Here is a 25129-nt window from a genome sequence, read left to right as displayed (position 1 = left end):
GGCTTTTATAGTCTTCAACAAAAAGCCCGGTGCAAGGCCGGGCAAAGGGAGTTTGTTAATTTAAGTGCCGTGGCTTAGTGGCGCACTTTGATATTGCCTACACCCACTTCAACTTCTAAGTTGTATTGCCCAGAGCCGAAGTATTCTGTTTGTGAGCTGACCATTTTCTTATGAGACTGCGCTTTGCCTACAAAGCCTGATAGACTCGTTTTTCCTACACCAGATTCAAGGTTTACTTGTTTGAAGTCATCAATGGCTGTGTCGATCCGCACTTTACCCACACCAACTTCAACATCCGCTGTATTTTCAAGTGCTTGTATTTCAATTTTACCAACGCCGACTTCAACATCTAGACGCATACTTTTAGGCACTTTGACCTCCCAAGTTTGCTCTAAATTATCATCATCAATAGACAGTGATAACTCTTGGCGTTGACGCGAAGATTTGAGTTGTACTGCACTTAAGTCTACTTTGTCAGTAAACCAGCCATCATTATCTTTTGGCTCTAAACGAATTGTGACTTGAATTTGATCGCCTTCGTAGCTCGTCATTTCTAGGCTGCCGACTGGAAAATCGATTTCTAATTCAGTGCTGTTTTCAAGATTAAATGATTGTTCAATGGTTCTCGTGTCTTCGGCACAAACTGGCGCAGAAATAACAGCAGAGGTTAAAGCAGCTAATAATAATTTTTTCATCGTCGTCACCCTGATTGATGTTGTTTAATAAGTTAGACGACAGGTGGGTTGAAAAAGGTTTAAAAGAATTTAAAAAATTTTTAAGGCAACAGCGAAAAGAAATGCGATTGCCTTAGCGGTAGCTTTTTAACTAACTGATTTATAAGCGAGTTACATTAAAGCCTTGTGCTTTTAATTGAGTGATTAAGCCATGCTTTTCAGGTAAGTGAAGGGCACCCACAGCAATAAATAACGACTCTTTTGTTAATCTTGGAGCTAATTGCTCAACCCAATTATTATTACGCTGAGTCAGCATTACCTCTTCACTGAACTTACCATAGTCTGAATCATCAAAGCTTAGTTGGTAATACTTGTTTAAGGTGTCCATATCACCTTTTTTCCAGGCATTAACCAAATCTAGAAAGTAGTGTTCAACATCTTTTAATTGCGAAAGCGTAGTGCTTATCATCAAGTCGCTTTTTACGCCTAGTGAACTCATCATTTCAAGTTGTTGCTCTAAAGTTTCTAACTCGCCGATAGGTTTATTGTGCTTTTTAGCATGGACAATGACCTGTTTGTCGATCCCATAGTCTTCTAGGTAGCCCAAATTTTGATACTCAATCTGCATCATAGTGACCATCACAGCCCAAGGTGCTAGGTTTTCAAAAAGCGCAATATTGATCTGTTTTGCTGCAAAATATTGCTTTAATGCTTCGAAGTGCTCGGTGCTTATTTCATCTTTTAACGTTCTACCGTGCGGTAAAGTCATAAAAGGAATGGAGCGTTTTTGTATTTCAAATGCGTTGAGTGCCTCAACGTTTACTTCAACGATGACTTCATCAGTTTGCTCAATTGCTTGTGTGATCTTCTTTGGTAAACCATCCATGCTTTTATCACCAACATGAACCGTGCCAAATAAATAAGATGTGACACCCGCTTTTTCGACCTTGAACAGGGCCGGAGAAAGTGCGACGGAGTGACTAGAAAAGCCAATTAAAAAAGCTAAAAGCAGCGTAAAAAAAACGCGGTTTACAGTGCTGAACATAGTATTCCCTTGTAAAAAAATTTCCCCAACATAATAACAAGTTTGTATAAAAATGGGAGATTTGGTGATTTTTTGAATAAACAAAAAATGTGTTGTTAAATTTTGTATGTATTGAATAAGGCTGAGTTATTTTAAATTGATTGGATATTTATTTCTTATTTTTGGTTTTATTGAATTATAAATGTGCTTGGTAATGCTTTGAATCTGCAAATAACATAGGGTTTGCTGTTGACTTAATAGGCTACTCGCGGTACTAATAGAAAAAGAACGCAACGTGATGAATATTGTATACCGTTGCCGTAAATAATTCAGGTGATTTTTAAATGCTCAAAACAGCACATTCTCTACTAGTCGTGATTATCAACGTGGTGATTATTATTACCGCGGGGGCTGGTTAGTGCTGAAAGAAAAGTATTAAGCAAAAAGCCCCCCGCACTGAAAAGTTCGGGGGGCTTTTTCGTTTTAGGGTCGAATTTAAGTTAAATAGCAGTCAGATTGGGAATGAGGAACGAAGATGACAGGCGCAGAGTTACTAATAGATTTACTAGCCAAACATGGCGTTAAAGAGGTATTTGGTTACCCTGGTGGGGCAATCATGCCAATCTACGATGCGTTGTATGGCGCGCCTGTCAAACATTACCTAACTCGTCATGAGCAAGGTGCGGGATTTGCGGCAGTAGGGTATGCCCGCAGTACTGGCAAGTTAGGGGTATGTTTTGCTACGTCGGGCCCAGGCGCAACTAACTTAATCACCTCACTTGCCGATGCCATGATGGACTCAGTGCCTGTGTTGGCCATCACAGGGCAAGTTCCTACGGCGGCTATCGGCTCTGACGCATTCCAAGAAGTTGACGTGTTAGGCATGTCGCTTTCGTGCACTAAGCACAGTTACATGGTTGAGCGCGCTGAAGACTTAGCAGAAGTATTGCAAGAAGCCATGCATTTAGCATTATCAGGTCGTCCGGGCCCTGTGTTGGTTGATATTCCAAAAGACATTCAGCTAGCACAAGTTCCATTTCACCCCTGGCTTGCGCTTGAAGAAGAAGCGCCCGAGCTCGACATGAACGAAGTTGTCAAAGCGGAGCAACTGCTAGCACAAGCGAAAAAGCCGGTGGCTTATGTGGGTGGTGGGGTGCACAACGCCAATGCGCAAGCTGAGTTGATGCAATTTTTAAATAAAACGCACATGCCGGCTGTTTCAACATTGAAAGCGCTAGGCAGTGTTTTACCTAACTATGAATATGACCTAGGCATGTTAGGTATGCACGGTGGTCAAGCTGCCAACCTAGCTGTACAAGAGTGTGACGTTTTAGTCTGTATCGGCGCGCGTTTTGACGACCGCGTAACGGGCAATCTTTCTAAATTTGCCTCGAAGGCGAAAGTAATCCATCTAGATATCGACCCAGCAGAAGTTGGCAAGCGCAAGCCCGCTGCGGCATCTATGATTGGCGACCTTAAAGCCACCATCCCTCATTTAGCGTGCTTTGTGACAGATGCACAGTGGTTAGCACACACTTTGGAAATGAAGAAAATACATGCTTGGCGTTATGACTACCCAGGCGAAAAAGTCTTTGCGCCTTATCTTCTAAATGAACTCAGTAAGCGTATGCCAAATACTGGCGTGGTGTGTTGTGATGTGGGCCAGCACCAAATGTGGGTGGCGCAGCATATGAAATTCACCAGCCCACACAACCATTTAAGCAGTGGCGGTGCAGGTACCATGGGCTTTGGTTTACCCGCGGCAATCGGTGCACAAATCGCACGTCCTGATGACATGGTGATCACTGTCTCAGGTGATGGGTCAATCATGATGAACATCCAAGAGTTGGCCACCATTCGCAGAAATAATCTTCCTGTAAAGATCTTAATATTAGATAACCAAAGACTGGGTATGGTGAGGCAGTGGCAACAGCTGTTTTTTGAAGGGCGCTACAGTGAAACGAATTTATCGGATAACCCAGACTTTGTGCAGCTTGCAGCTGTTTTTGGTATTCCGGGGCAAACCATTACCCATGCAAGCGAAGTAGATGCGGCGGTGGATGCGCTAGTGGCATCTGAAGGGCCTTATATCTTACACGCTTGTATAGATGATAAAGAAAACGTATGGCCGCTGGTTCCGCCGGGTGCCGCAAATGATGAAATGATGACGGAGAATGCATAATGAAACACCAACTAAATATTGCAGTAAAACAACAAAGTGTCGCAATTGAACGTTTCCTACGTGTGGTCCGTCACCGTGGATTCCAGTTATTAGACCTAGCCTTGGAGGGACAAGATGAATTGTTTCAAGTCAAAATGACCGTGGACAGTGACAAACCCATCTATCTATTAACCTCGCAACTGAGTAAGCTGGTTGAGGTAAAACAGGTTGAGCTGCAACCGATGCAGCAACAGGCTATTGGATAATTGCTCTGCTATAAAGAGCGAAAGAAAAGAATAATTAATACAAGGTAATAAACATGAGTAATAAATCTGACCTGATCTGGTTCAATGGTGAAATGGTACCGTCTGAGCAAGCGACGACACACGTATTAAGCCATGCGCTTCACTATGGTAGTTCAGTGTTTGAAGGTGTGCGTGCCTATGACACACCAAAAGGTCCGGCGATTTTCCGTTTACAAGATCACACTAAACGCTTATTCGACTCTGCAAAAATCTATCGTATGCAGATCCCTTACACGGCTGAAGAAATCAATGAAGCCTGTAAAGCAGCGGTACGCGAAAATGGTTTAAAGAATGCCTACTTACGTCCATTCGCATTCTTAGGCAATGTGGGTTTGGGTGTAAATCCTAAATCACACAAAGCCGATGTTGCCGTTGCAGCAATGGAATGGGGCACTTACTTAGGTGATGGTGCATTAGAAGCGGGTGTTGATGCCTGTATTTCTTCTTGGAATCGTTTAGCACCAAATACGATGCCTACAGCGGCTAAAGCTGGTGGTAACTATTTATCTTCGCAACTTATCTCAGGTGAAGCAAAGCGTAATGGCTATGTTGAAGGTATTGCGCTAGATGTGAACGGTTACCTAAGTGAAGGCGCAGGTGAAAACTTATTCGTGATCAAAAATGGCGTGTTATTCACCCCCCCTACCACAGCGGCCATCTTACCGGGTTTGACGCGTGACACTATGATGCACCTTGCTCGCAAAGCTGGTTTAGAAGTACGCGAAGAACCAATTGCACGTGAAGCACTTTATCTTGCGGATGAATTCTTCATGACAGGGACTGCAGCGGAAGTAACACCGGTTCGCAGCGTAGACCAAATTGAAATTGGCACAGGTAAGCGTGGTGAGATCACCGAGCTATTACAAACTGCTTATTTTGATTTAGTAAAAGGTCAAAGTGAAGACGAAAACGGTTGGTTAACTTATATCGACTAAGACGCTTTTGGCGTTTAAGGTCTGGCTGCGACCTTAATAGCAGCCAACGAATTGAATATTGGGAATGAGGAAAGTCGGCAAGCAACCAGAAACTGCCGCATATTATTGAGGGCTAAACCATGGCTAAACTACGTAGTAAGACCACCACTGAAGGTAGACAACGCGCAGGTGCTCGTGCACTTTGGCGTGCAACAGGGATGACAGACAGTGACTTCGAAAAACCGATCATTGCTGTTGTGAACTCTTATACGCAGTTTGTACCGGGTCATGTGCACCTCAATCAGCTCAGCGATTTAATGGCGGATGCCATTCGTGAAGCGGGCGGTGTGCCTCGAGAATTCAATACCATTGCTATCGACGACGGTATCGCCATGGGTCATGGTGGTATGCTGTACTCACTGCCTTCACGCGACCTAATTGCTGACTCAGTTGAGTATATGGTGAACGCCCACTGTGCCGATGCCATGGTATGTATCTCTAACTGTGACAAGATCACCCCGGGGATGTTACTGGCGGCACTGCGTTTAAACATTCCGGTGATCTTTGTTTCTGGCGGCCCAATGGAAGCGGGTAAAACCCGTTTAGCCGACATTGATATTAAGCTTGACTTAGTGGATGCCATGGTAAAAGGCGCTGATCCATCGGTGAGTGATGAAGATTCAGAACAAGTTGAGCGTTCTGCCTGCCCAACGTGTGGTTCTTGCTCGGGCATGTTCACTGCGAATTCGATGAACTGTTTAATGGAGGCGTTAGGCCTAGCCTTACCGGGTAATGGCACAACTTTGGCAACACACAAAGACCGACATCAACTTTATATGGGTGCCGCAAAACGTATTGTGGCGCTGTGTTATGAGTATTATCGCAACGACAATGAAGCGGTTTTACCACGTAACATTGCTAATCAAGCGGCGTTTACTAATGCCATGACCCTAGATATTGCTATGGGTGGCTCTTCGAATACGGTTTTACACCTGATAGCAGCGGCGCGCGAAGGTGAAGTTGATTTTGACATGAGTGATATCGACCGCCTTTCACGTACTACACCATTCTTATGTAAAGTTGCCCCTGCGACTCAGCAATATCACATTGAAGACGTGCACCGTGCGGGTGGCATCATGGGCATCCTGAATGAGCTCGCCAAAGCTGAAAAGTTAGACCTATCAGTAGGCCATGTAGCAGGTGGTTCATTGGGCGATGTGTTACAGCGTTGGGATGCTACTGACAGCAATAATGAACGTGCGCAAACCTTCTACCGTGCAGGTCCTGCGGGTATTCGTACTACTCAGGCAATGAGCCAAGAGTATCGTTGGGACACCCTTGATATTGACCGCGAAAATGGCTGTGTGCGCAGTGTTGAGCACGCCTTCCGTCAAGATGGCGGGTTAGCGGTACTTTCAGGTAACCTGACCCCAGATGGTTGTATTGTAAAAAGTGCCGGTGTAGTTGACGAAATGCTTGATTTCACGGGGCCTGCCGTAGTGTTTGAATCACAAGATGACGCTGTGGATGGCATCTTAAATGGTAAAGTGCAAAAAGGTGATGTGGTTGTCATCCGTTACGAAGGGCCGAAAGGTGGACCGGGCATGCAAGAGATGCTTTATCCGACCAGTTATTTAAAGTCGATGGGCCTAGATAAAGATTGTGCACTGCTAACGGATGGCCGTTTCTCGGGTGGTACTTCTGGTTTATCTATCGGTCACGCTTCGCCAGAAGCGGCCAGTGGTGGTGCGCTCGCGCTGGTTGAAAATGGTGACCGCATTCACATCGATATTCCGAATCGCGGCATCCATCTATTAATTGACGATGCTGAAATGGCTGCGCGTCGTGAAAAGCAAGATGCCCGTGGCAAAGACGCTTATAAGCCATTAGATAGACAGCGCTTAGTGTCGCCAGCACTAAAAGCCTATGCTTTATTAGCAACCAGTGCCGATAAAGGCGCGGTGCGTGATTTAGCGAAACTCGAGGAGTTAAGTTAGTCATGGTGGCACAAGAGCTCGATTACTTTCGGGCCATCATCCAAGCGGATATGGCTCCGCTTGCGAAAGTCACAGAGGTCAGCGAGCTGACCTCGCTTAGCAAGCAACTTAACCAGCAGGTGTTTTTAAAACGCGAAGATCAACAACCTGTTTATTCATTTAAATTACGTGGTGCTTACAATAAGCTTCGCCAATTGCCTAAGGGCACTAAAGTGATCACCGCATCTGCAGGAAATCACGCCCAAGGTGTGGCATTGAGCGCGGCGCATTTAGGTCATCAAGCGACTATAGTGATGCCCGTCACAACGCCTGATATCAAGGTAAACTCAGTACGAAACCTTGGTGGTGAAGTGGTTTTACATGGCCATAATTTTGATGCCGCACAAGCTCATGCTTATGCACTGACTGAGCAACAAGGCGCGGTATTTGTACCGCCATTTGACGACCCAGATGTGATCATCGGACAAGGCACTGTCGCTCGTGAATTAATGCAGCAATTACATAACCTCGATGCTGTATTTATTCCTGTTGGCGGTGGAGGCTTACTCGCGGGAATGGCGGTTTATATCAAATCGTTACGACCAGATATTAAAGTCATCGGTGTTGAGGCAGCAGAAAGCGCCTGTTTAGATGCTGCACTGACTGCTGGTGAGCCTGTTGAACTTGAGCAAGTTGGCAGTTTTGCAGACGGCGTTGCTGTGAAAATCATAGGTAAAGAAACTTTTCGTTTAGCGCAAAAGTTCTGTGATGAAGTAGTAACGGTGAGCTCAGACGAAATCTGTGCTGCAGTGCAAGATATCTTTGTTGCCACACGTGCTATCGCTGAGCCGTCAGGAGCATTGGCCACGGCGGGCTTAACTAAGTGGAGCAAACAATGTGGTCAGACTGGGCTTAAACTCGCCGCAGTTTTGTCTGGTGCTAACTTAAACTTCGATCGCTTACGCTATATTGCTGAGCGCACCGCGTTGGGTGCAAAAAGTGAGGCACTTTTTGGTGTCACGATTAAAGAAGAAAAAGGTAGCTTCAAGCGCTTTTGTCATGCTTTGGGGGGCAGAGCCATCACTGAGTTTAATTACCGTTATGCTGGTGAAGGTGATGCGCAAATCTTTGTAGGCGTTGGCTTGCGCGGTGGGCAGCCAGAATTAGATGAGGTGAAGTCAGTACTGCAAACCAATGGGTATGGCTTTGAAGATCTTTCAGATAACGAGCTGGCAAAATTGCATATTCGTTATATGGTGGGGGGTAAACCGCCAGTGCCATTGAATGAGCATTTGTATCGCTTTGAGTTCCCTGAATACCCTGGGGCATTAGCACGGTTCTTAGAAACTCTTGGGAGTGAGTGGAATATCACTTTGTTCCATTATCGTAATCATGGTGCGGCAGAGGGGAATGTGCTTGCTGCGTTTGATATTGCGCCAGAGCAACTGAGTCTATTTAACCTGCATCTTGCTAAGTTAGGGTATAAGTATTGGGACGAGACTCACAACCCGTGTTTTGCTCAGTATTTACAGAACCAGGAGCTTGAACAACAGCAAGCAAGTTAAGCGCTTAGTGCTTGCAAATCACCCTTGTTTTTCTATAGTTTAGTCACGCCTAATTAGAAGAACAAGGGACTTTCATGCTCAAACGGTTTAGCTTGATAAGCTTACTGTTATTTTTTCTATCTCCAGCCTTTGCATTAGAGTCTGTGGTGCTGCAATTAAAGTGGACCCATCAGTTTCAGTTTGCAGGCTACTATATGGCGGTGGAAAAAGGCTTTTATGAGCGTGTGGGTTTGGATGTCACGATTATTCCGGCCGATATTGAAGATCCCGATACCCACTTTAAAGTGCTCTCCGGTCAGGCGCATTTTGGAGTAACTCACTCAGGTATTTTAGCCGATCGCCTACAAGGTAAACCGCTAGTTGCAATTGCTGCTATGTTGCAATCTTCTCCCTACTGCTGGATGGTCAAAGCTGACAGTGATATCTACAACCCTGTCGACTTCAAAGGAAAACGAGTCAGTCACCTTGGTGTGGCAGAGTTGATGCTGATGCTAGAGCAGGCTGGTGTCGGCAAAGATGACATTTCTTTATATGCGGGCTTTGAGCCAATTGCAGATTTCAAGGTGGGAAAGTTTGATGCCTTACAAGTGTATACCTCTAATGAGCCTTTTGAGATGCAGCAACAAGGTGTTGCCATTAGACAAATTTGCCCAAAACAATATGGGCTCAATTTATATGCTGATATTTTGTTTACCAGCGAAAACGTCTTACAGCATCGTCCTGAGCTAGTCGAAAAGTTTAAGCAAGCCAGCCTTCAGGGCTGGCGTTATGCTATGTTGCACTTACAAGAAAGTATCGAAATCACTCACCAGAAATACGCCACACATAAAAGCGTAGAGCAAATTGCCTATGAAGCTGAAAAACTCCGCCCTTATATCGCGCCACCAGGGGTGAGCATTGGTAATATGTCAGAGTTACATTGGCGATGGATAGGGCAAATTTATGGCTTAGATATGGCGCAATATGACGCTATTAGAGAACGCTTTATTTATGAGCTCAAACCGTCAGAGCCACTTTTTCCTTGGTCATGGATGTTGATAGCAGCGTGTGCAGTCACTTTATTCAGTATCCCTCTCTACTTACACCTTATATTCACCAAAAAGCGTCGCTATAAGCTGAATGAGTCAGCACAAGAAAATGAAAACGAGGTAGAATAGCCTTTTTTCGCGTCGGGGAAGTGCTGTGCCGTTATCGTCATTATTTATTCAGTTAGATCATTGCTTGCAGCAAACACGCGCCTATTGGCAGTGCGTTGCTTTTGATTACAGTGAATTTCCTTGGTGCGATGAACAGTTAACACATTTTCTAAATGAGCTCAGTGACGAGCAGGTACGAGAACTAGACGCAGATCAAACTCGTCTTTATGAAGTGTTTGCTGATTTTATTCCTGCTGTCGAAGAGTTATCACAGTTGATTTCCCTACCTTATAGCGCACAGCAAAGAGCCGATTTGCCTTTTTGGCTCAGTAACGGCATTAAAGGTCGTAAATTACTGCAGCTAAAAGATTTTGTCTCACACCTCGATAATGGTGAGCAGCCAGTATTAGAGTGGTGCGCAGGGAAAGGGCATTTAGGCCGTATCTTGGCGCATCAAGGTGCGCAGCATGTGCAAAGTGTGGAATTACAAGCCAATTTGTGTGAGCAAGGGCAGCATAGCGCAAAACAGCAGGGCTTAAACATGCACTTTCGCTGTGCGGATGTGTTGCAAGATAACACCGATGACTGTTTTACCCAGCAACAACATGCTGTGGCTCTCCATGCCTGTGGTCGTTTGCATCAGGTCTTTATCCAGCAGGCTATTAAAGCAGAGTGTGACAAAATTAGTTTATCGCCTTGCTGTTATCACTTGTTTACCGAGCCGACTTATGAGGCCATGAGTACAGAGGGCAAACAAAGCACACTGCAATTAACTCACAGTGATATGAAATTAGCGCTGCAAGAAACCGTTACGGCGCCGAGCAGAGTGACCAAGGTTAGGCAAACAGAGGTTACTTGGCGTTTGGGTTTTGATGCGTTGCGTCGAGAAGTGACGGGCATCGAGCGTTATGTCAGCGTGCCTTCTATTAATAAACAAATATTTTCTGGTGAATTTGCTGATTTCTGTCAGTGGGCGGCGGAGCAAAAGCAGGTAGAGTTACCTGAGTCATGTGACTATCAGCATTATCTGCGCTTAGGTGAGCAAAGAAAGAAAATCACCGACCGCATCGAGTTAGTAAGACACATATTCAGACGAGCCATTGAATTGTGGTTGGTACTAGATAGAGCATTGTATTTGCAACAGGCGGGCTATGATGTGCAACTCAGTGAGTTTTGTGAAAAGTCTCTAACGCCGCGCAACATACTCATTCAGGCAAATAAAATAACAAACTAAGGCCCAATTATGTGTGACCTCTACCATTTACTTAAAAACAATCAAGCTTGGGCAGAGCGCACACAAGCAAAGCCCCCAGAATTTTTTAGCAAACTGGCTGCGCAATAACAGCCTGAATATCTGTGGATTGGCTGCTATGATTCTCAGGTACCAGCGAACGAAATTGTTGATTTAATGCCGGGTGAACTATTTGTGCATCGCAATGTCGCGAACGTGGTGGTTCATACCGATCATAATTGTTTGTCGGTGATGCAATACGCTGTTGAAGTGTTAAAAGTGAAGCACATTATGGTCGTTGGTCATTATGGATGTGGTGGCGTGCAAGCTTTATTAGATGAGGCGCGATTAGGCTTGATAGATAATTGGTTAAGGCATGTTGCCGATGTAAAAGAAAAGCATCAAGGGTTGTTGTCGAGTGTCGCTGAGCAACAGCGTTGTGCAGCCCTGTGTGAGTTGAATGTCATTGAACAAGTGCGCAATGTGTGTTTAACCAATGTGGTGCAAGACGCTTGGTATAGACAGCAAGAACTCACCGTACTGGTTGGGTGTATGGTTTAGAAGATGGCTTGTTGAAAGCGCTCAACTCGCAAACTTGCCATGGCAGTGAAGTGGACCTAATGCATCGTAAGGCGGTAGAACATATTGCCGAGCGTTATCTTAAATGAGTATATGAATGTAGAAAGGAGCTGCTAGGCTCCTTTTTACAAATAGAATTAGCTTATTCAGCCTTATCTGCTGGATCTTGCTCAGCAAGTTTCGCCTCAAGCTGAGCAACTTTTTCTTCTAATTGCATCAGCTTTTCACGGGTTCTGATCAGCACTTGTGATTGAATATCAAATTCTTCACGGCTGACAAAATCCATCTCAGTTAACTTATTCTGGATAGCTTGTTTGGTTTTTGACTCGAAAGTCTCTGCTAGAGTTTTTACACCCTGTGGCATGTTGCTAGAAATCTGCTTGGCGATCTCTTCAATTTTAGCTGGGTTGATCATGATTGATTACCTGATATGAAGGCGATTAATTAAACTTACGCCATAGTAGCAAATTCGGTTTAGTTTCGGCACCTTTCTAGATCAAATGCTGTTTAATCATACTAGTTAGTCACTGGGCTTTGCGATAGAATTACCGCCCCAGAATTTCGGACCTGCCAAAAATGAAACTCAATCCTAAACAAGATGAAGCGGTTAAATATATCAGTGGCCCTTGCCTCGTTTTAGCGGGCGCAGGCTCAGGTAAAACGCGCGTAATTACCAACAAAATTGCTTACCTTGTGCAACATTGCGAATACCAAGCGAAGAACATTGCTGCGGTAACCTTTACCAACAAAGCTGCCAAAGAAATGCGCGAGCGTGTAAGTCAAACGCTGGGCAAGCAAGAGGCAAAAGGTCTATGGGTTTCTACCTTTCACACCTTGGGTTTAGAGGTCATCAAAAAAGAGCTTAAAACACTGGGATTTAAACCGGGCTTTTCGTTATTTGACGATCAAGACACCCACCAACTATTGGCAGAGTTGACAGAGAAAGAATTAGACAGAGATAAAGATTTACTGAATTTGCTGAAGATGCAAATTGGCAGTTGGAAGAATGAGCTTATTTTACCTGAACGCGCTATTCGCGAAGCCCGTGAACCACAGAAAGCCTTGTTCGCGCAACTCTATGCCCGTTATGCGGTGCAGTTACGTGCATATAACGCGTTAGATTTTGATGACTTAATTATGATCCCAACTTTACTGTTGGCGCAAAACCCAGATGTGAGAGAGCGCTGGCAGGCGCGTTTTCGTTATTTGCTGGTGGATGAATATCAAGATACCAATACCAGCCAGTATCAGTTGGTTAAATTGCTGGTGGGTGAGCGTGCGCGCTTTACCGTGGTAGGGGATGATGACCAATCAATTTATTCTTGGCGTGGGGCAAAGCCGCAAAACCTAGTATTGCTATCAAAAGATTTCCCAGGATTACGCTTGATTAAGCTGGAGCAAAATTACCGAAGTGCAGGGCGAATTCTGAAAGCTGCGAATATTTTGATCGCCAATAACCCGCATGAATTTGATAAAAAGCTGTTTAGTGAACTCGGTTATGGCGACCCAATTCGAGTGATAGCGACCAAAGACGAAGAGCACGAAGCAGAACGCGTAGTTGCCGAAATCATCTCCCATAAGTTTATGAAGCGTACCAGTTATAAAGATTACGCCATTTTATATCGCGGTAACCACCAAGCGCGAGTGTTTGAAAAAGCGCTAATGAGTAACCGCATTCCTTACAAAATAAGTGGTGGCATGTCGTTCTTTGCACGCAGTGAAATCAAAGACATCATGGCTTACTTACGCTTGTTAGTGAATCAGGATGACGACAACGCATTTTTACGTATTGTGAATACACCAAGACGAGAAATTGGCCCAGTTACACTCGAAAAGTTAGGTAGCTTAGCCAACGAAAAGCACATCAGTTTATTCGAGGCGTGTTTTGAGCCTGAACTGGCAAGCCGACTAGCAGGGCGTGGCTTTAATGCGCTCATGGGTTTCGCCCGTTGGGTGGTTGAGCTCTCAGATAGAGCAACGCGTGGAGACACATTAGAAGCGGTGAAAGACATGGTACGTGAAATTAATTATGAAGCGTATTTATATGAATCTTCACCTAGTGCAAAAGCGGCAGAAATGCGTATGAAAAACGTCTCTGAGCTATATCGTTGGATCACCGATATGTTAACGGGTGATGCTGATAACCCACCGATGACCTTGCCCGAAGTAGTCAGCAAGCTAACACTTCGCGATATGTTAGAGCGTAACGAAGAAGAAGACGATAGCGATGCAGTGCAGTTACTGACGTTGCATGCCTCGAAAGGTTTGGAATATCCGCACGTCTTTATGGTGGGGATGGAAGAGGGGTTCTTACCACACCAGACTAGCATTGACGAAGACAATGTAGAGGAAGAGCGTCGTCTTGCCTATGTGGGGATCACTCGCGCGCAGCAAACCTTGACTATGACATATGCTAAGAATCGCCGTCAGTTTGGTGAAGTATCTACACCGGAGTTGAGTCGTTTTGTGCAAGAGTTACCACAAGATGATTTACAAATTGAAGGTCAGAAGAAAACGGTGCAATCACAACAAGAACGCATGCAATCAGGCCAAGCACGCGTTGCTAATTTACGTGCTATGTTAAAGCGATAAAGGTTCTGACTCTGAGGTGAGTTCGATGAAAGAATTGCCTCGAGTATTTTTATCGTAGTTAACTTGCTTGCCGAAGAATAGCTGCAAGCCATGGTTTTCTAATAAGGTTCTGAAATTTAGAATGGCAGGGCCTTTGGCAATCACTTTGCAGTGACGCATCTTAGTCACTGCTAACACACCTTGTAGCTGCACTTCGTAACAAGGTTGCTGTAAAACGCGCTTACTAAAAGTCGAGCTGAGTAATAAGTACTGAAAGTTAATTTTACTAATCAGGCTTAAATCACAACGATCTTTACCGAAGTCATTAAGGCCAACGGCAAATTCCATCTGCGTAAGGGCTTCGAGGTTTTGCAATTGCGTACTAGATGCAAACCTGAGCTCTTCCTCACTAAATAATAAGCATACGTTATGTTTATGCTGTTTTAGTAAATGACAGAGGTGTGTAAAGTTATCGCTTTCGAGTACGACTGCGGCACAGCTAAATAAAAGCTCTTGATGATGTGTTTCACTTAAGAACAGCGCTTTTTTCAATAAAGCAAACTCGAGATCGAGTAATTCATTTTTCTCAGCGGTGAACTTCTTTAACACATCAAAACTGGTGCTGCCTAAAATAGGATGATTGCCGAAGATCTCGAGTAACTGAAGCTGTACTTGATTACTTGAGAAGTCGATGACATCGGTTGACCTAAAGTGTGTCGTTAAGCTACTTAAATTATGTTGTTCAGCTTCAACTTTATTTGAGGTAGTGCCTGCGGTCAGCAGAGGGTGATAAAACTCATAGCGACCTTTGCCTGCATTTTTAGCGTAATACATAGCGGCATCGGCATCGCGAATAATATCGTCAATATGTTGATAGCGTTTGTTTGAATAGGTAATACCAATACTGGCACCGCTGTAAACGGTTTGTCCTTTCATTACGAACGGCTGCTGCATCACTTTTATAATGCGTTTAGCGACGTCTTCAGCTTGTTGTTTATCACTGAGGTGATCTAATAAAATGACAAATTCATCACCAGCAAGACGAGCGAGTAAATCATGATCTCTAATACACTCACCAAAAGCTTTACTGACCCAGATTAAGAATTGATCACCGGCTTGATGGCCTAACTCATCGTTTATTTCTTTGAACTTATCTAAATCAATAAAGAGTACTGAAAAATTATAATCAGGGTGTCTTTGATATTTGAGTAATGTCTTTTCTAATTGAGTTAAGAATAAACTGCGATTTGGCAAACCTGTCAGCGGATCGTGATGCGCGTCGTGATAGAGCTGCTTTTCAATCTTTTTACGCTCTTCAATTTGCATTTGTAGATGCAAATTGCTTTGCTGTAATGCTTTGGTTTTATCTGCAACGCGCTGCTCTAACTGTTGGTGGCTTAGCTTCAGTGCTTGATTGGCAAGATGGGTTTGTAAAACCGATGCGATTTGATTTGAAATGAACGAAATAAGTTCAAGATCTTCATGCGTGAATTCATACGCGTCATCGTAAGCTTGGCAAGCAATGAGACCAATAACACCATTTGCTGTTTTGAGCGGTGCACCCATCCAGCTGCTTGCTGGTTTGATAATATCATCACCGCTGCGAATGACGATTTGTTGTTTAATTAGCTTATCGGCACGTTTGCGGTTAATTAGCTGACTGCGCTCTGTACTAATAACAAGCTCGCTATAGCCACTTGCAAAAGGGCGTGGGCAGTAATCACCAACTTCATCAATACAATAAGGAAAACTTAACCAGTTAGATTCTTTGTCATATAAAGCAATATAGAGATTATCAGCAAACGTAATTGAACGAATAATTCGATGTACTTGTTTGTATACATCGTCTATGTCAGTAAACTGTGTTGCTAGCTCAGAAATTTTGAAAAGAATTTGCTGGCGGTCTAACGCACGTTTTCGACTTTCTATTTCTTTATTGAGCGCTTCGTTACTTTGCATGACCGCACGAGTACGAATTTTTACTTCAGACTCAAGTAACTCACGTTTCTTAACACGCTCTATGGCTGTACCCAAATAAAGTGAGATAAATTCAAGTAGTTCCACTTGCTGTTCATTATAGCTTAGAGCAGCTTCATAGCTTTGCGTCACCATCACACCAATAATGTGTCTATTTTGGCGGATAGGCACGCCTAACCAGTGCTCAGCAGGTGTACCAAGCAATTTGAACTGGCCTTCCTCACTAAGACGACTCATTTCTTGCTTATTGATATGAACGGTTTCGCCTTTTCTAAAAGTAAAACCTGTCACACCTTCAGAAAAGTGATGTGACTCTTGAATTGGCACAGAGATACCATCTTTTTCATCAATAAAATAAGACAACTCTAAGGACTGGGTATATTGGTTTTGCAACACGACATAAAAGCTGTTGCTAGGTAAGTATTGCTTAAGAATATCGTGAATAGCCGGGTACAGCAGAGTTAGCTCAGCCACAGTATTCGCCAGCTCAGACAATTGTATGAGTGCATTCTGTAATTGATCTCGCTGTTTATACTTTTGTAAGAGCTTGTTTAGCTTCTTATTTTTATACTTTAGGCGAGTAGCTAAAAGTGCGGGATCTTCCAATGATTTTACCCAATTATTATTAATATTGCTTATTTATTAAGCTTATGATTCCACTTTTGTCATGGAGGGTCAAGGAGAAAATAGGGAGCAAAAAGGGGAGTTGAGAAAAATTGAATTTAAATGAGAGGTGATGGCCACCTCTCATTAAAAAGTATTACTTTTTAGTCATGAAATCGACTGCTGCTGCAATCTCTTCATCAGAACAATCCATACAAGTACCGCGAGGTGGCATTGCATTAAAACCATTAATTGCATGCTCTACTAATAACTCACGACCTTTTGTCAAACGAGCAGCCCAGTCATCAGCTGTTTTTGGCGCGCCTAGTGCACCTGTACCATGACAAGCAGCACATGACACCTGATAAACTTGCTCACCTGAACGAGGGCCGGTAGGCGCTGCTGGAGCGGCAGCTGCTGCACCTGCTAAGTATACTGAACCTACTGGTGCTAAGCGTTTTTTAATCGCTTCGTCAGTTAAAGCGTTATCAAAAGGTTGTGCGTAAACAGTTGTTGATAGCAATAATAAAGCTGCTGAAAGTTTTTTCATTTGTCTTGCTCACTTCGTTGGTGATGTGCTCAATCACGATAGATGACGGAATAATCACGCGATTATAACGCCACCTATTGATTTATAAAACGTTAACTTGGCAAATTAGACTAAAAACTGATTATTTTTTGCGTTAACGCAACTTTAGCCACTGACTTAGAGCGGATTAAGCTAACTCTACAAGCTTGGCCATGGCTTTTTGAATACCTGCGGATGCCTCTGAAATAGACTGAGCAAGCATGTAGGCTGGCGTACTAATTACCTTTTGAGCTTCATCAATAACTATGTCATCAACTGCACAGTTAATATGTTCAGCACCTAATGCAGACATAGCAGCGGCAGTGTCTGCGTCATTGCCAATGGTTGCTTTGATACCTTTAGCATGTATATGGCCAACCAATGCAGGGGCGATACAGACATAAGCGATAGGTTTCTTTTGCTGATTAAATGCTTCACAAGTAGTTTTTAAAGCCGCAAGAATTGTCGACTCACCGCCTTTAAACGCAAAGTCACTTAAGTTTTTCGCTACGCCAAAACCACCAGGGATCGCGAGTGCATCAAAGTCATTTGCATTAAGCGTATCAAGGTCATGTATTTCACCTCTCGCAATCCGTGCAGCTTCAATAAGTACGTTGCGCTTTTGGTCCATTTCTTCGCCGTTAAGATGATTAACCACATGGTGTTGATCAATATTTGGTGCGAAGCATTGGTAACTTGCTCCTGCCATTTCTAAATGCAACATAGTTAGAACAGACTCATGGATCTCGGCACCATCAAACACGCCACAGCCACTCAGTATTATCGCGACTTTTTTCATGGTTTTTCCTTCTTTAAAGTTGATAAACCTATTTATATTGAAAGTAGTGTATGTTCAGATCAAAAAATTATAAAGGATCTTGTTTGATCTCTGATCAAATCTTGGTAGTATGTCCGCCCGCTTTGGAAGAGTGGTAAATAATAACAGTGGCAATGACCGCCAATAAATTAGCTTTTCCACATTTCGCTTTATATTTCTGTTTAAGCGCAAAATGTTAAACCCCCTTAAAATCAAAGGTTTTAGGGCTGCTTTCTCGATCTTGAAATTTACATCCTGAATATTTACATCTTTATCTACAAAGTTATCCACAGATTGTTCTGCTTCGAATAGGCTTTATCTGGACATAATTACTCGAGTTATCCGCTTGCTTATGGCATCCTTACTGGGTTTTTAAAAGTTCATTTAGGATCCACTAAATTATGTCTCAGATCCCCGAAAATCCTTTGATCTTGGTCGATGGTTCTTCTTATTTATTCCGTGCGTATCATGCTCCACCGCATTTAACCAATTCAAAAGGTGAAGCGACGGGTGCCATCTATGGTGTGATCAATATGTTGAAGAGCCTGGTTAGGCAATTTAACCCGAGCCATATGGTTGTCGTATTTGACGCCAAGGGTCCGACATTTAGAAATGAAATGTACAGCGAGTATAAAGCGCACCGCCCGCCAATGCCTGATGATCTGCGTACTCAAATTGAACCGATCCATGAGATTATCAAAGCCATGGGTTTACCTTTAGTTAGCATCACAGGCGTTGAAGCCGATGATGTAATAGGTACCTTTGCACGCATTGCGTCTGAGCAGCAACGTCATGTGTTGATCAGCACGGGCGATAAAGATATGGCTCAGCTCGTGAATGAGCATGTCACCTTAATTAACACCATGACTGATACCGTTCTTGATCCACAGGGTGTGGTTGATAAGTTTGGTATTGGTCCTGAGCTTATCATTGATTATCTTGCTCTGATGGGTGATAAGGTCGATAACATCCCAGGTGTGCCAGGTGTGGGTGAAAAAACGGCACTGGCTATGCTGCAAGGCATTGGCTCAATTAAGTCACTCTATGAAAGATTGGATGATATTGCGGGTCTTGGTTTCCGTGGTTCTAAAACCATGGCTAAAAAACTCGAAGAACATAAAGCGCAGCTAGAGCTGTCTTATGAATTAGCGACCATTAAACTAGACGTTGAAGTTGAGCAAAACCTAGAGACTTTCGCGATTGCTGACATGAATAAAGATCGTTTGATCGAACTTTATGGGCAATGTGAATTTAAGCGTTGGCTCAGTGAATTACTAGACGGTAAAGAAGCGCCTAAAACAGCAGCAGAGCAAGCACTGCCTGAAGCGAAAAAAATCGAAGCGCATTACGAAACCATTTTAACTGAAGCTCAGTTAACCGCTTGGGCCGAAAAGCTTAAAAGTGCAGAGCTAATAGCATTTGATACCGAAACAACCAGCTTAGACTATATGCAAGCTGATTTAGTCGGTATGAGCTTTGCGGTGACAGAAGGCGAAGCCGCTTACTTACCGATTGCGCATGATTACATGGGCGCGCCGGAGCAACTTTCGAAAGCGCTAGTATTCGACGTATTAGGTCCAATTCTGGCTGATGACAATGTTAGAAAAGTAGGACAGAACCTTAAATACGATAAAAGCGTATTGGCTAGAGCTGGTTTAGAACTCAATGGTATTGCTTTTGATACTATGCTTGAGTCTTATGTATTTAATAGTGTTGGCACACGTCATGATATGGACTCATTGGCATTAAAATACTTAGGCCATAAGAATATCAGCTTTGAAGAAATTGCCGGTAAAGGCAAAGCGCAACTGACATTTAATCAAATTGAGTTAGAGAAAGCTGCACCTTACGCCGCAGAAGACGCTGACATCACATTGCGTCTGCATAATCAACTATGGCCTATGCTGGAAGAGCAATCAGATCTACTCCCTGTATTTAACGACATTGAGCTGCCGTTACTATCTGTGCTATCAGATATCGAACGTACCGGTGTGAAAATCGATAGCCAAATGTTGGCAGAGCAAAGTGTCGAAATCGCTGCGCGCCTAACTGAGCTTGAAAAAGAAGCGTACGAGATTGCAGGCGAAGAATTTAACTTAAGTTCGACTAAGCAATTACAAGCGATCCTATTCGACAAGCTTGGCTTGCCGGTATTGAAGAAAACCCCTAAAGGTGCCCCTTCAACGGCTGAAGAAGTACTGCAAGAATTAGCACATGATTATCCGTTGCCGAAACTTATCATTGAGCACCGTGGTTTAGCTAAGCTTAAATCTACTTATACCGAGAAACTGCCTAAGCTAGTGAACCCTGAAACGGGTCGTGTACATACCTCTTATCATCAGGCTGTGACCGCAACAGGTCGTCTAAGCTCAAGCGATCCAAACTTACAGAATATTCCAATCCGAAATGAAGCGGGTCGTCGTATTCGTCAGGCATTTATTGCCGATGAAGGGCACGTGATTTTGGCGGCGGACTACAGCCAGATTGAATTGCGTATTATGGCGCACTTGTCACAAGATGCAGGCTTATTGAAAGCATTCGCTGAAGGTAAAGACGTACACAGTGCAACAGCATCTGAAGTATTCGGTGTACCACTTGAAGAGGTCACCTCGGATATGCGTCGTAAAGCAAAAGCGGTTAACTTCGGTTTGATCTACGGCATGAGTGCCTTTGGTTTAGCGCGTCAGCTCGATATTCCACGTAATGAAGCACAACATTATATGGATAAGTATTTTGAGCGCTTCCCGGGTGTACTTGAATATATGGAACGTACGCGCGAAGAAGCAGCTGAAAAAGGGTATGTCGAAACGCTATTTGGCCGTCGCTTGCATTTGCCAGATATCAAGGCAAGAAATGGTGCGCGTCGTAAAGCGGCTGAGCGCGCAGCGATCAACGCACCAATGCAAGGCACCGCCGCTGATATCATCAAAAAAGCCATGCTGAAAGTGGCACAATGGCTTGCTACGCAAACGACCAATGACATCAAACTACTTATGCAAGTGCACGATGAATTAGTATTTGAAATAGCGAAAGATAAAGTAGAAGCGTTTAGCGAACGCATTTGTTCTTTAATGAGCGAAGCGGCCAATTTAGATGTGCCATTGTTAGTTGAAGCTGATTACGGCGACAACTGGGAACAAGCACACTAATTAGCTTACTCGAACTTTAAAAAAGAGGCTTTATGCCTCTTTTTTTATGTCTTAAGAAAATAGAGCAATTAAGTTAGTACTCAGATATAGCGGGGCTTACAAGGGCTATAAAGTAAAAAAAGCGTAAACTTAGGCAACAGAATGTTTAAAAAATATCAAATTGGCCTAAGTTTTGCTTTTTGGCATTTATTTTTTTGTATCCATTTGTTACAGTGCGCGCGTCCTCATCCTGTAGGACATCCTGTTGATGATGTATCTCTCGCAAGAAGATACTGAGTATTGATAGCTTCTCCCCAGAATTGCTATAGCGGCCCTCCTAGTTTTCGAGGGCCGTTTTTTTCTTCACGACTTTTATTATTTTTAATTCCTTCATAATTCCTCGACAGTTACACTGTACCTTTCTGACATTAATACCAATCCGCACTAACACTTAATCATTTATAGGGATTAAACCTGATGATAGCTGCGTTAAAGATTTCTCATTTAGAACAACTAAATAACGAAATATTTGCCTTGTCTACATGGATGTAGGTACCTCAGCGATAGCAGGACGCGTGAGCTGTGCTACCAACAAGGTTTTCTTGCCTCAAAATAGACCACTTGGTTAAGCGGATTGTTATAATTCAATTTTTGCGAAATCGGTTTTTAAATTCATACCGTAATGGCTAACAAATAATTTTAGATAGGACTCGTCATGCTTAAACCTGTACTTCTTTCTCTGTCTTTACTGTCGACTCAAGCATTTGCCGCCTGGCAATTAGATAATGATGCAAGCCAACTGAGCTTCACTTCTATTAAGAAAAACAGCATTGCTGAAAACCATCATTTTGAACAACTTGCAGCGCAGATAGATGACAATCAATTAAGCATGGTGATTGAGTTGGCGAGTGTTGAGTCGCTGATCCCGATTCGTAATGAGCGTATGCAAAAAATGTTGTTTAATGTCGCGCAATTTCCTAAGGCTGTGATTGAAGCCGATTTAGCGCCGTATTTAGGCAGCTTAAAACTAGGCTATCAGGTACTAAAATCAGTACCGGTGACACTTAATCTGCATGGTCAAAAGCAACAGCTCATGTTAGACCTTGCGGTTGTGCAAACGGCAAGGCAATTAATCGTTAGTCCAACTAAAGCAGTTTTAGTGAATGCTGCTGATTATAAACTTGAACAGGGTATCGAAGCGCTGCGTAAAATTGCAGGACTAGACAGTATTGCGCAATCTGTGCCTGTGACCTTTAATTTAGTATTTAACCAGCAAGACTTTTAGTTAACCTGAGCTGTGGTTAAGGGATTTATTCACGTGTTGATATTGAATTGATACATGTTTTTTAAAGTCTGCAGCCGGAAACTTTTAAGGATAACAAGGCGAGTTTACGAGTCAATAGCTCGCCTATTGTAAGTAAATTCAACGATGTTAGCGTTGAAAGTGGCCGCTGGAGAAAGATTTATTATCCAGAGTACAGGTTAGTTAGAAATGCAAAGCCTGAATGAATTACAAGCGGCGTTACTGACGCCACACGCGCCAACCGAAAAGTGGCCACAACAAACTTGCAGTAGCGGTGATATTCGCATTGATAAAGAAGGGCGTTGGTACTACCAAGATTCCGAAATTAAAAGGCAGGCACTTTGTCGGTTATTTGCCAGTGTATTGCAGTGTCAAGACGGCGTTTATACCGTTACAACACCTGCAGAACAATGTGAGGTTGATGTAGAAGATGTGCCATTTATCATTGTTGGTTGGCGAGTAATAAGTTCAGAACAAGGTAATGTGATTGTTTGCCAAGATAACCTTGAACGAGAATGGCCAATATTGGGCGAGTTTGAAATCGAAACTCGTTTATATCAAGGACAAGAGGTGCCTTACTTAAAGTTGAACTATGGCTTGGCGGCAAGGGTGAATAGGGTGGTTTATTATCAGTGGGCAGAAAGCGCTGAGCAAGATGGCAAAGGTCTCTATCTTAACTCAGCGGGGCAGTCATATTATCTGACTTAACGTGCTTATTCAGAGTCTGGCTGTTCGGGCTCTGACTCTGTTTCAACATCATCTTCAGGCTTATAAGGGCCTAAATACCAGTCATCAAGTTTCCAAGCAAGCTCTTTCAAGCCAATCCCTTTCAATGAAGAGAAAGCACACACGGTAATGTCTGCGTCGAGTTCAGCTAATTTCTTTTTAACCTGAAGGACTTCAGCTTTACGCTTACCTTGCTTTAATTTATCTGCTTTGGTTAATAGTGCTAAGACTGGGATTTCTGAATCGACCGCCCAGTTAATTAAATCCATATCCAGATCTTTAAGTGGATGGCGAATATCCATTAGGACAACGATGCCTTTTAGACTCTTACGCTTTTGTAAGTATTCGCCCAGCGCGCGTTGCCACTTTTTCTTCATCTCAAGAGGGACTTTTGCAAAGCCATAACCCGGTAAATCGATTAAGCGCTTATCTTCATCTAATTCGAAGGTATTGATAAGTTGCGTACGACCCGGTGTCTTACTGGTTCTTGCTAGCTTTTGATCGGTCAGTGCATTTAATGCGCTTGATTTACCCGCGTTCGAACGGCCAGCAAATGCGACCTCAATACCAGAATCAATTGGTAGACGGCTGATATCTGGTGCACTGGTAATAAATGTGGCTGTTTGGTATTTCATTCGTGACTTGATCACGGGCTCTCCTGACAGATTGAAGATATTAATTAGGCTATTTTATACCAGTTAGTTATTTGGCAAAAGCAAGCATTTACAGATGATTTCAGTGTGAAATGACTTTTTTATTGATTTTTAAAATTAATCTAGGTCAAAACCCTATAATTTATAAGTCTAATATGAGTAGAAAACGTGCCAGAAAAATTTAAATCGTGTAGAATAGCCAACTAGCAAAGTAAAAATAGCATTGATTTTTCCCTAGCAACCCTGAAAATAGGTGTTTCAATCGCTAGGTATTAATTACAGGGTCGGAAACAGAGAATTTACCATGAAAAAAATAGCATTAACTTTAACGATGTTGCTTGGTAGCTTGTCAGCGAGCAACGCACTAGCATTTGATGGCGATGCCGAAGCAGGCAAAGCGAAGGCTGCTACTTGTGCCGCGTGTCATGGTCCAGATGGCAACGCACCTGTAAACATTTATCCAAAAATTGCAGGTCAGCACGCTGACTATATTTATAAGCAGTTAAAAGAGTTTAAGCTAGGTATGACGTCTGGTGGTAAAGAAGGTCGTATGGATCCTGTAATGAGTGGTATGGCTATGCCGCTTTCAGATCAAGATATGAAAGACCTATCTGCTTATTTCGCTTCTCTAACTATGAGTGCAGGTACAACACCTGAAGATGTAGTTGAAGTAGGTAAAAAGTTATACATGGCAGGTGATGCTGAGCGCGGTATTCCTTCATGTGCAGCGTGTCACGGTCCACGTGGTAACGGTACATCACTTGCTAAGTTCCCGAAAATATCTTTCCAACATCCTGGATATATCAAAGCGCAGCTTGAGAAATTCCGTGATGGTTCACGTAACAATGACATGAATGGCATGATGCGTGATATCGCGAAAAAATTAACAGACAAAGATATTGAAGTACTTTCTAAGTACTTAGGTGGCTTACACTAATCGCTAAGCTACTAAAGTAGTATAGTTTAGTTATCTTTCTGATAATAAACTATATATTAGTCAAAAGGCAGCCTTGGCTGCCTTTTTTGATCCCCGAATACTTGTTAGATAATACCCATTCCATTTGTAAGACATTTGCCATAGATGCGTGTAAGTTATTGCTTAAATTTATCCATTAAATAAGTGTAAGTTATTGTTTTTATTTTGATCACATAAAGTTGATTCAGATCTTTTCAAAAAAAAGGTTATTAACCAGTTGTAACGAAATCATTAAGGAGTAG

At 43.1% G+C, this 25129-nt stretch carries 19 protein-coding genes and 1 pseudogene; 13 read left to right on the top strand and 7 right to left on the bottom strand.

The features are described from left to right. Positions 1–74: 74 nt before the first annotated feature. A complete protein-coding gene (locus ACGHEH_RS13195) occupies positions 75–695 on the bottom strand; it encodes a hypothetical protein (RefSeq protein WP_390446120.1) in 621 nt (206 codons plus the stop codon). A 139-nt stretch (positions 696–834) separates the two neighbouring features. Continuing rightward, complete coding sequence (locus tag ACGHEH_RS13190; protein WP_390446118.1) at positions 835–1719, bottom strand: TraB/GumN family protein; 885 nt, start codon at positions 1717–1719, stop codon at positions 835–837. Positions 1720–2233: 514 nt separating this feature from the next. On the opposite strand from ACGHEH_RS13190, the gene ilvG reads away from it, so the two are divergent. The 8 genes and pseudogenes from ilvG to can all read left to right on the top strand — a co-directional run bounded on the left by ilvG (position 2234) and on the right by can (position 11654). Further along, positions 2234–3880, top strand: a complete 1647-nt coding sequence (gene ilvG, locus ACGHEH_RS13185; protein ID WP_390446116.1) for an acetolactate synthase 2 catalytic subunit — start codon at positions 2234–2236, stop codon at positions 3878–3880. Continuing rightward, positions 3880–4125 carry an acetolactate synthase 2 small subunit gene (ilvM, locus tag ACGHEH_RS13180; RefSeq protein ID WP_058031265.1) on the top strand — a complete coding sequence of 82 codons (246 nt, stop codon included), beginning with the start codon at positions 3880–3882 and terminating at the stop codon, positions 4123–4125. The genes ilvG and ilvM overlap by 1 nt, the downstream gene beginning before the upstream one ends. Positions 4126–4178: 53 nt before the next feature. Beyond that, a complete protein-coding gene (locus tag ACGHEH_RS13175; RefSeq protein WP_390446114.1) occupies positions 4179–5099 on the top strand; it encodes a branched-chain amino acid transaminase in 921 nt (306 codons plus the stop codon). A 119-nt stretch (positions 5100–5218) separates the two neighbouring features. Then, positions 5219–7075, top strand: coding sequence for a dihydroxy-acid dehydratase (gene ilvD / locus ACGHEH_RS13170; protein ID WP_390446112.1), 1857 nt, complete (start codon positions 5219–5221; stop codon positions 7073–7075). Between the two features lie 2 nt (positions 7076–7077). Then, positions 7078–8619: a threonine ammonia-lyase, biosynthetic gene (gene ilvA, locus ACGHEH_RS13165; RefSeq protein ID WP_390446110.1), complete on the top strand. Its 1542-nt coding sequence runs from the start codon at positions 7078–7080 to the stop codon at positions 8617–8619. Between the two features lie 74 nt (positions 8620–8693). Then, positions 8694–9776, top strand: coding sequence for an ABC transporter substrate-binding protein (locus ACGHEH_RS13160; RefSeq protein ID WP_390446108.1), 1083 nt, complete (start codon positions 8694–8696; stop codon positions 9774–9776). Positions 9777–9801: 25 nt separating this feature from the next. After that, positions 9802–10989, top strand: a complete 1188-nt coding sequence (locus ACGHEH_RS13155) for a methyltransferase (protein ID WP_390446106.1) — start codon at positions 9802–9804, stop codon at positions 10987–10989. Between the two features lie 9 nt (positions 10990–10998). Next, a pseudogene (gene can, locus ACGHEH_RS13150) lies at positions 10999–11654 on the top strand (carbonate dehydratase). A 53-nt stretch (positions 11655–11707) separates the two neighbouring features. Here can and ACGHEH_RS13145 read toward each other — a convergent pair. Then, positions 11708–11980 (bottom strand): accessory factor UbiK family protein, encoded by a 273-nt coding sequence (locus tag ACGHEH_RS13145; protein WP_138477818.1) that lies wholly within the window; start codon positions 11978–11980, stop codon positions 11708–11710. A gap of 161 nt (positions 11981–12141) precedes the next feature. Between ACGHEH_RS13145 and rep the strand changes: the two genes are divergently transcribed. After that, on the top strand, positions 12142–14157 hold the full coding sequence (gene rep / locus ACGHEH_RS13140) for a DNA helicase Rep (protein WP_390446104.1): 2016 nt from the start codon (positions 12142–12144) through the stop codon (positions 14155–14157). Here the strand turns inward: rep and ACGHEH_RS13135 are convergent. The 3 genes from ACGHEH_RS13135 to elbB all read right to left on the bottom strand — a co-directional run bounded on the left by ACGHEH_RS13135 (position 14146) and on the right by elbB (position 18083). Continuing rightward, positions 14146–16719, bottom strand: a complete 2574-nt coding sequence (locus tag ACGHEH_RS13135) for a diguanylate cyclase domain-containing protein (protein ID WP_390446103.1) — start codon at positions 16717–16719, stop codon at positions 14146–14148. The two genes, rep and ACGHEH_RS13135, sit on opposite strands and share 12 nt — an antisense overlap. 154 nt (positions 16720–16873) lie before the next feature. Further along, positions 16874–17266 (bottom strand): cytochrome c5 family protein, encoded by a 393-nt coding sequence (locus tag ACGHEH_RS13130; RefSeq protein WP_058031255.1) that lies wholly within the window; start codon positions 17264–17266, stop codon positions 16874–16876. Between the two features lie 166 nt (positions 17267–17432). Further along, complete coding sequence (elbB, locus tag ACGHEH_RS13125; RefSeq protein ID WP_390446101.1) at positions 17433–18083, bottom strand: isoprenoid biosynthesis glyoxalase ElbB; 651 nt, start codon at positions 18081–18083, stop codon at positions 17433–17435. Positions 18084–18502: 419 nt separating this feature from the next. Between elbB and polA the strand changes: the two genes are divergently transcribed. The 3 genes from polA (at position 18503) to ACGHEH_RS13110 (ending at position 23240) form a co-directional block, all read left to right on the top strand. Beyond that, positions 18503–21250 carry a DNA polymerase I gene (gene polA / locus ACGHEH_RS13120; RefSeq protein WP_390446099.1) on the top strand — a complete coding sequence of 916 codons (2748 nt, stop codon included), beginning with the start codon at positions 18503–18505 and terminating at the stop codon, positions 21248–21250. Positions 21251–21944: 694 nt separating this feature from the next. Then, on the top strand, positions 21945–22514 hold the full coding sequence (locus tag ACGHEH_RS13115; RefSeq protein ID WP_390446097.1) for a YceI family protein: 570 nt from the start codon (positions 21945–21947) through the stop codon (positions 22512–22514). Between the two features lie 207 nt (positions 22515–22721). Then, positions 22722–23240, top strand: coding sequence for a DUF1285 domain-containing protein (locus tag ACGHEH_RS13110; RefSeq protein WP_138477832.1), 519 nt, complete (start codon positions 22722–22724; stop codon positions 23238–23240). 5 nt (positions 23241–23245) lie between these two features. Here ACGHEH_RS13110 and yihA read toward each other — a convergent pair whose 3' ends face one another. After that, positions 23246–23908, bottom strand: a complete 663-nt coding sequence (gene yihA, locus ACGHEH_RS13105) for a ribosome biogenesis GTP-binding protein YihA/YsxC (RefSeq protein ID WP_390446095.1) — start codon at positions 23906–23908, stop codon at positions 23246–23248. A gap of 307 nt (positions 23909–24215) precedes the next feature. On the opposite strand from yihA, the gene ACGHEH_RS13100 reads away from it, so the two are divergent. Continuing rightward, the gene (locus ACGHEH_RS13100) at positions 24216–24848 is read left to right on the top strand and encodes a c-type cytochrome (protein WP_349285281.1); all 633 of its coding nucleotides are present in this window, start codon (positions 24216–24218) and stop codon (positions 24846–24848) included. Positions 24849–25129 lie beyond the last annotated feature (281 nt).

The sequence above is a fragment of the Pseudoalteromonas sp. MTN2-4 genome (assembly GCF_042848605.1).
In the GTDB taxonomy this organism is placed as follows: domain Bacteria; phylum Pseudomonadota; class Gammaproteobacteria; order Enterobacterales; family Alteromonadaceae; genus Pseudoalteromonas.
Note: the sequence above shows the minus strand (reverse complement) of the source record. Positions and strands in the feature narration are given on the sequence as shown.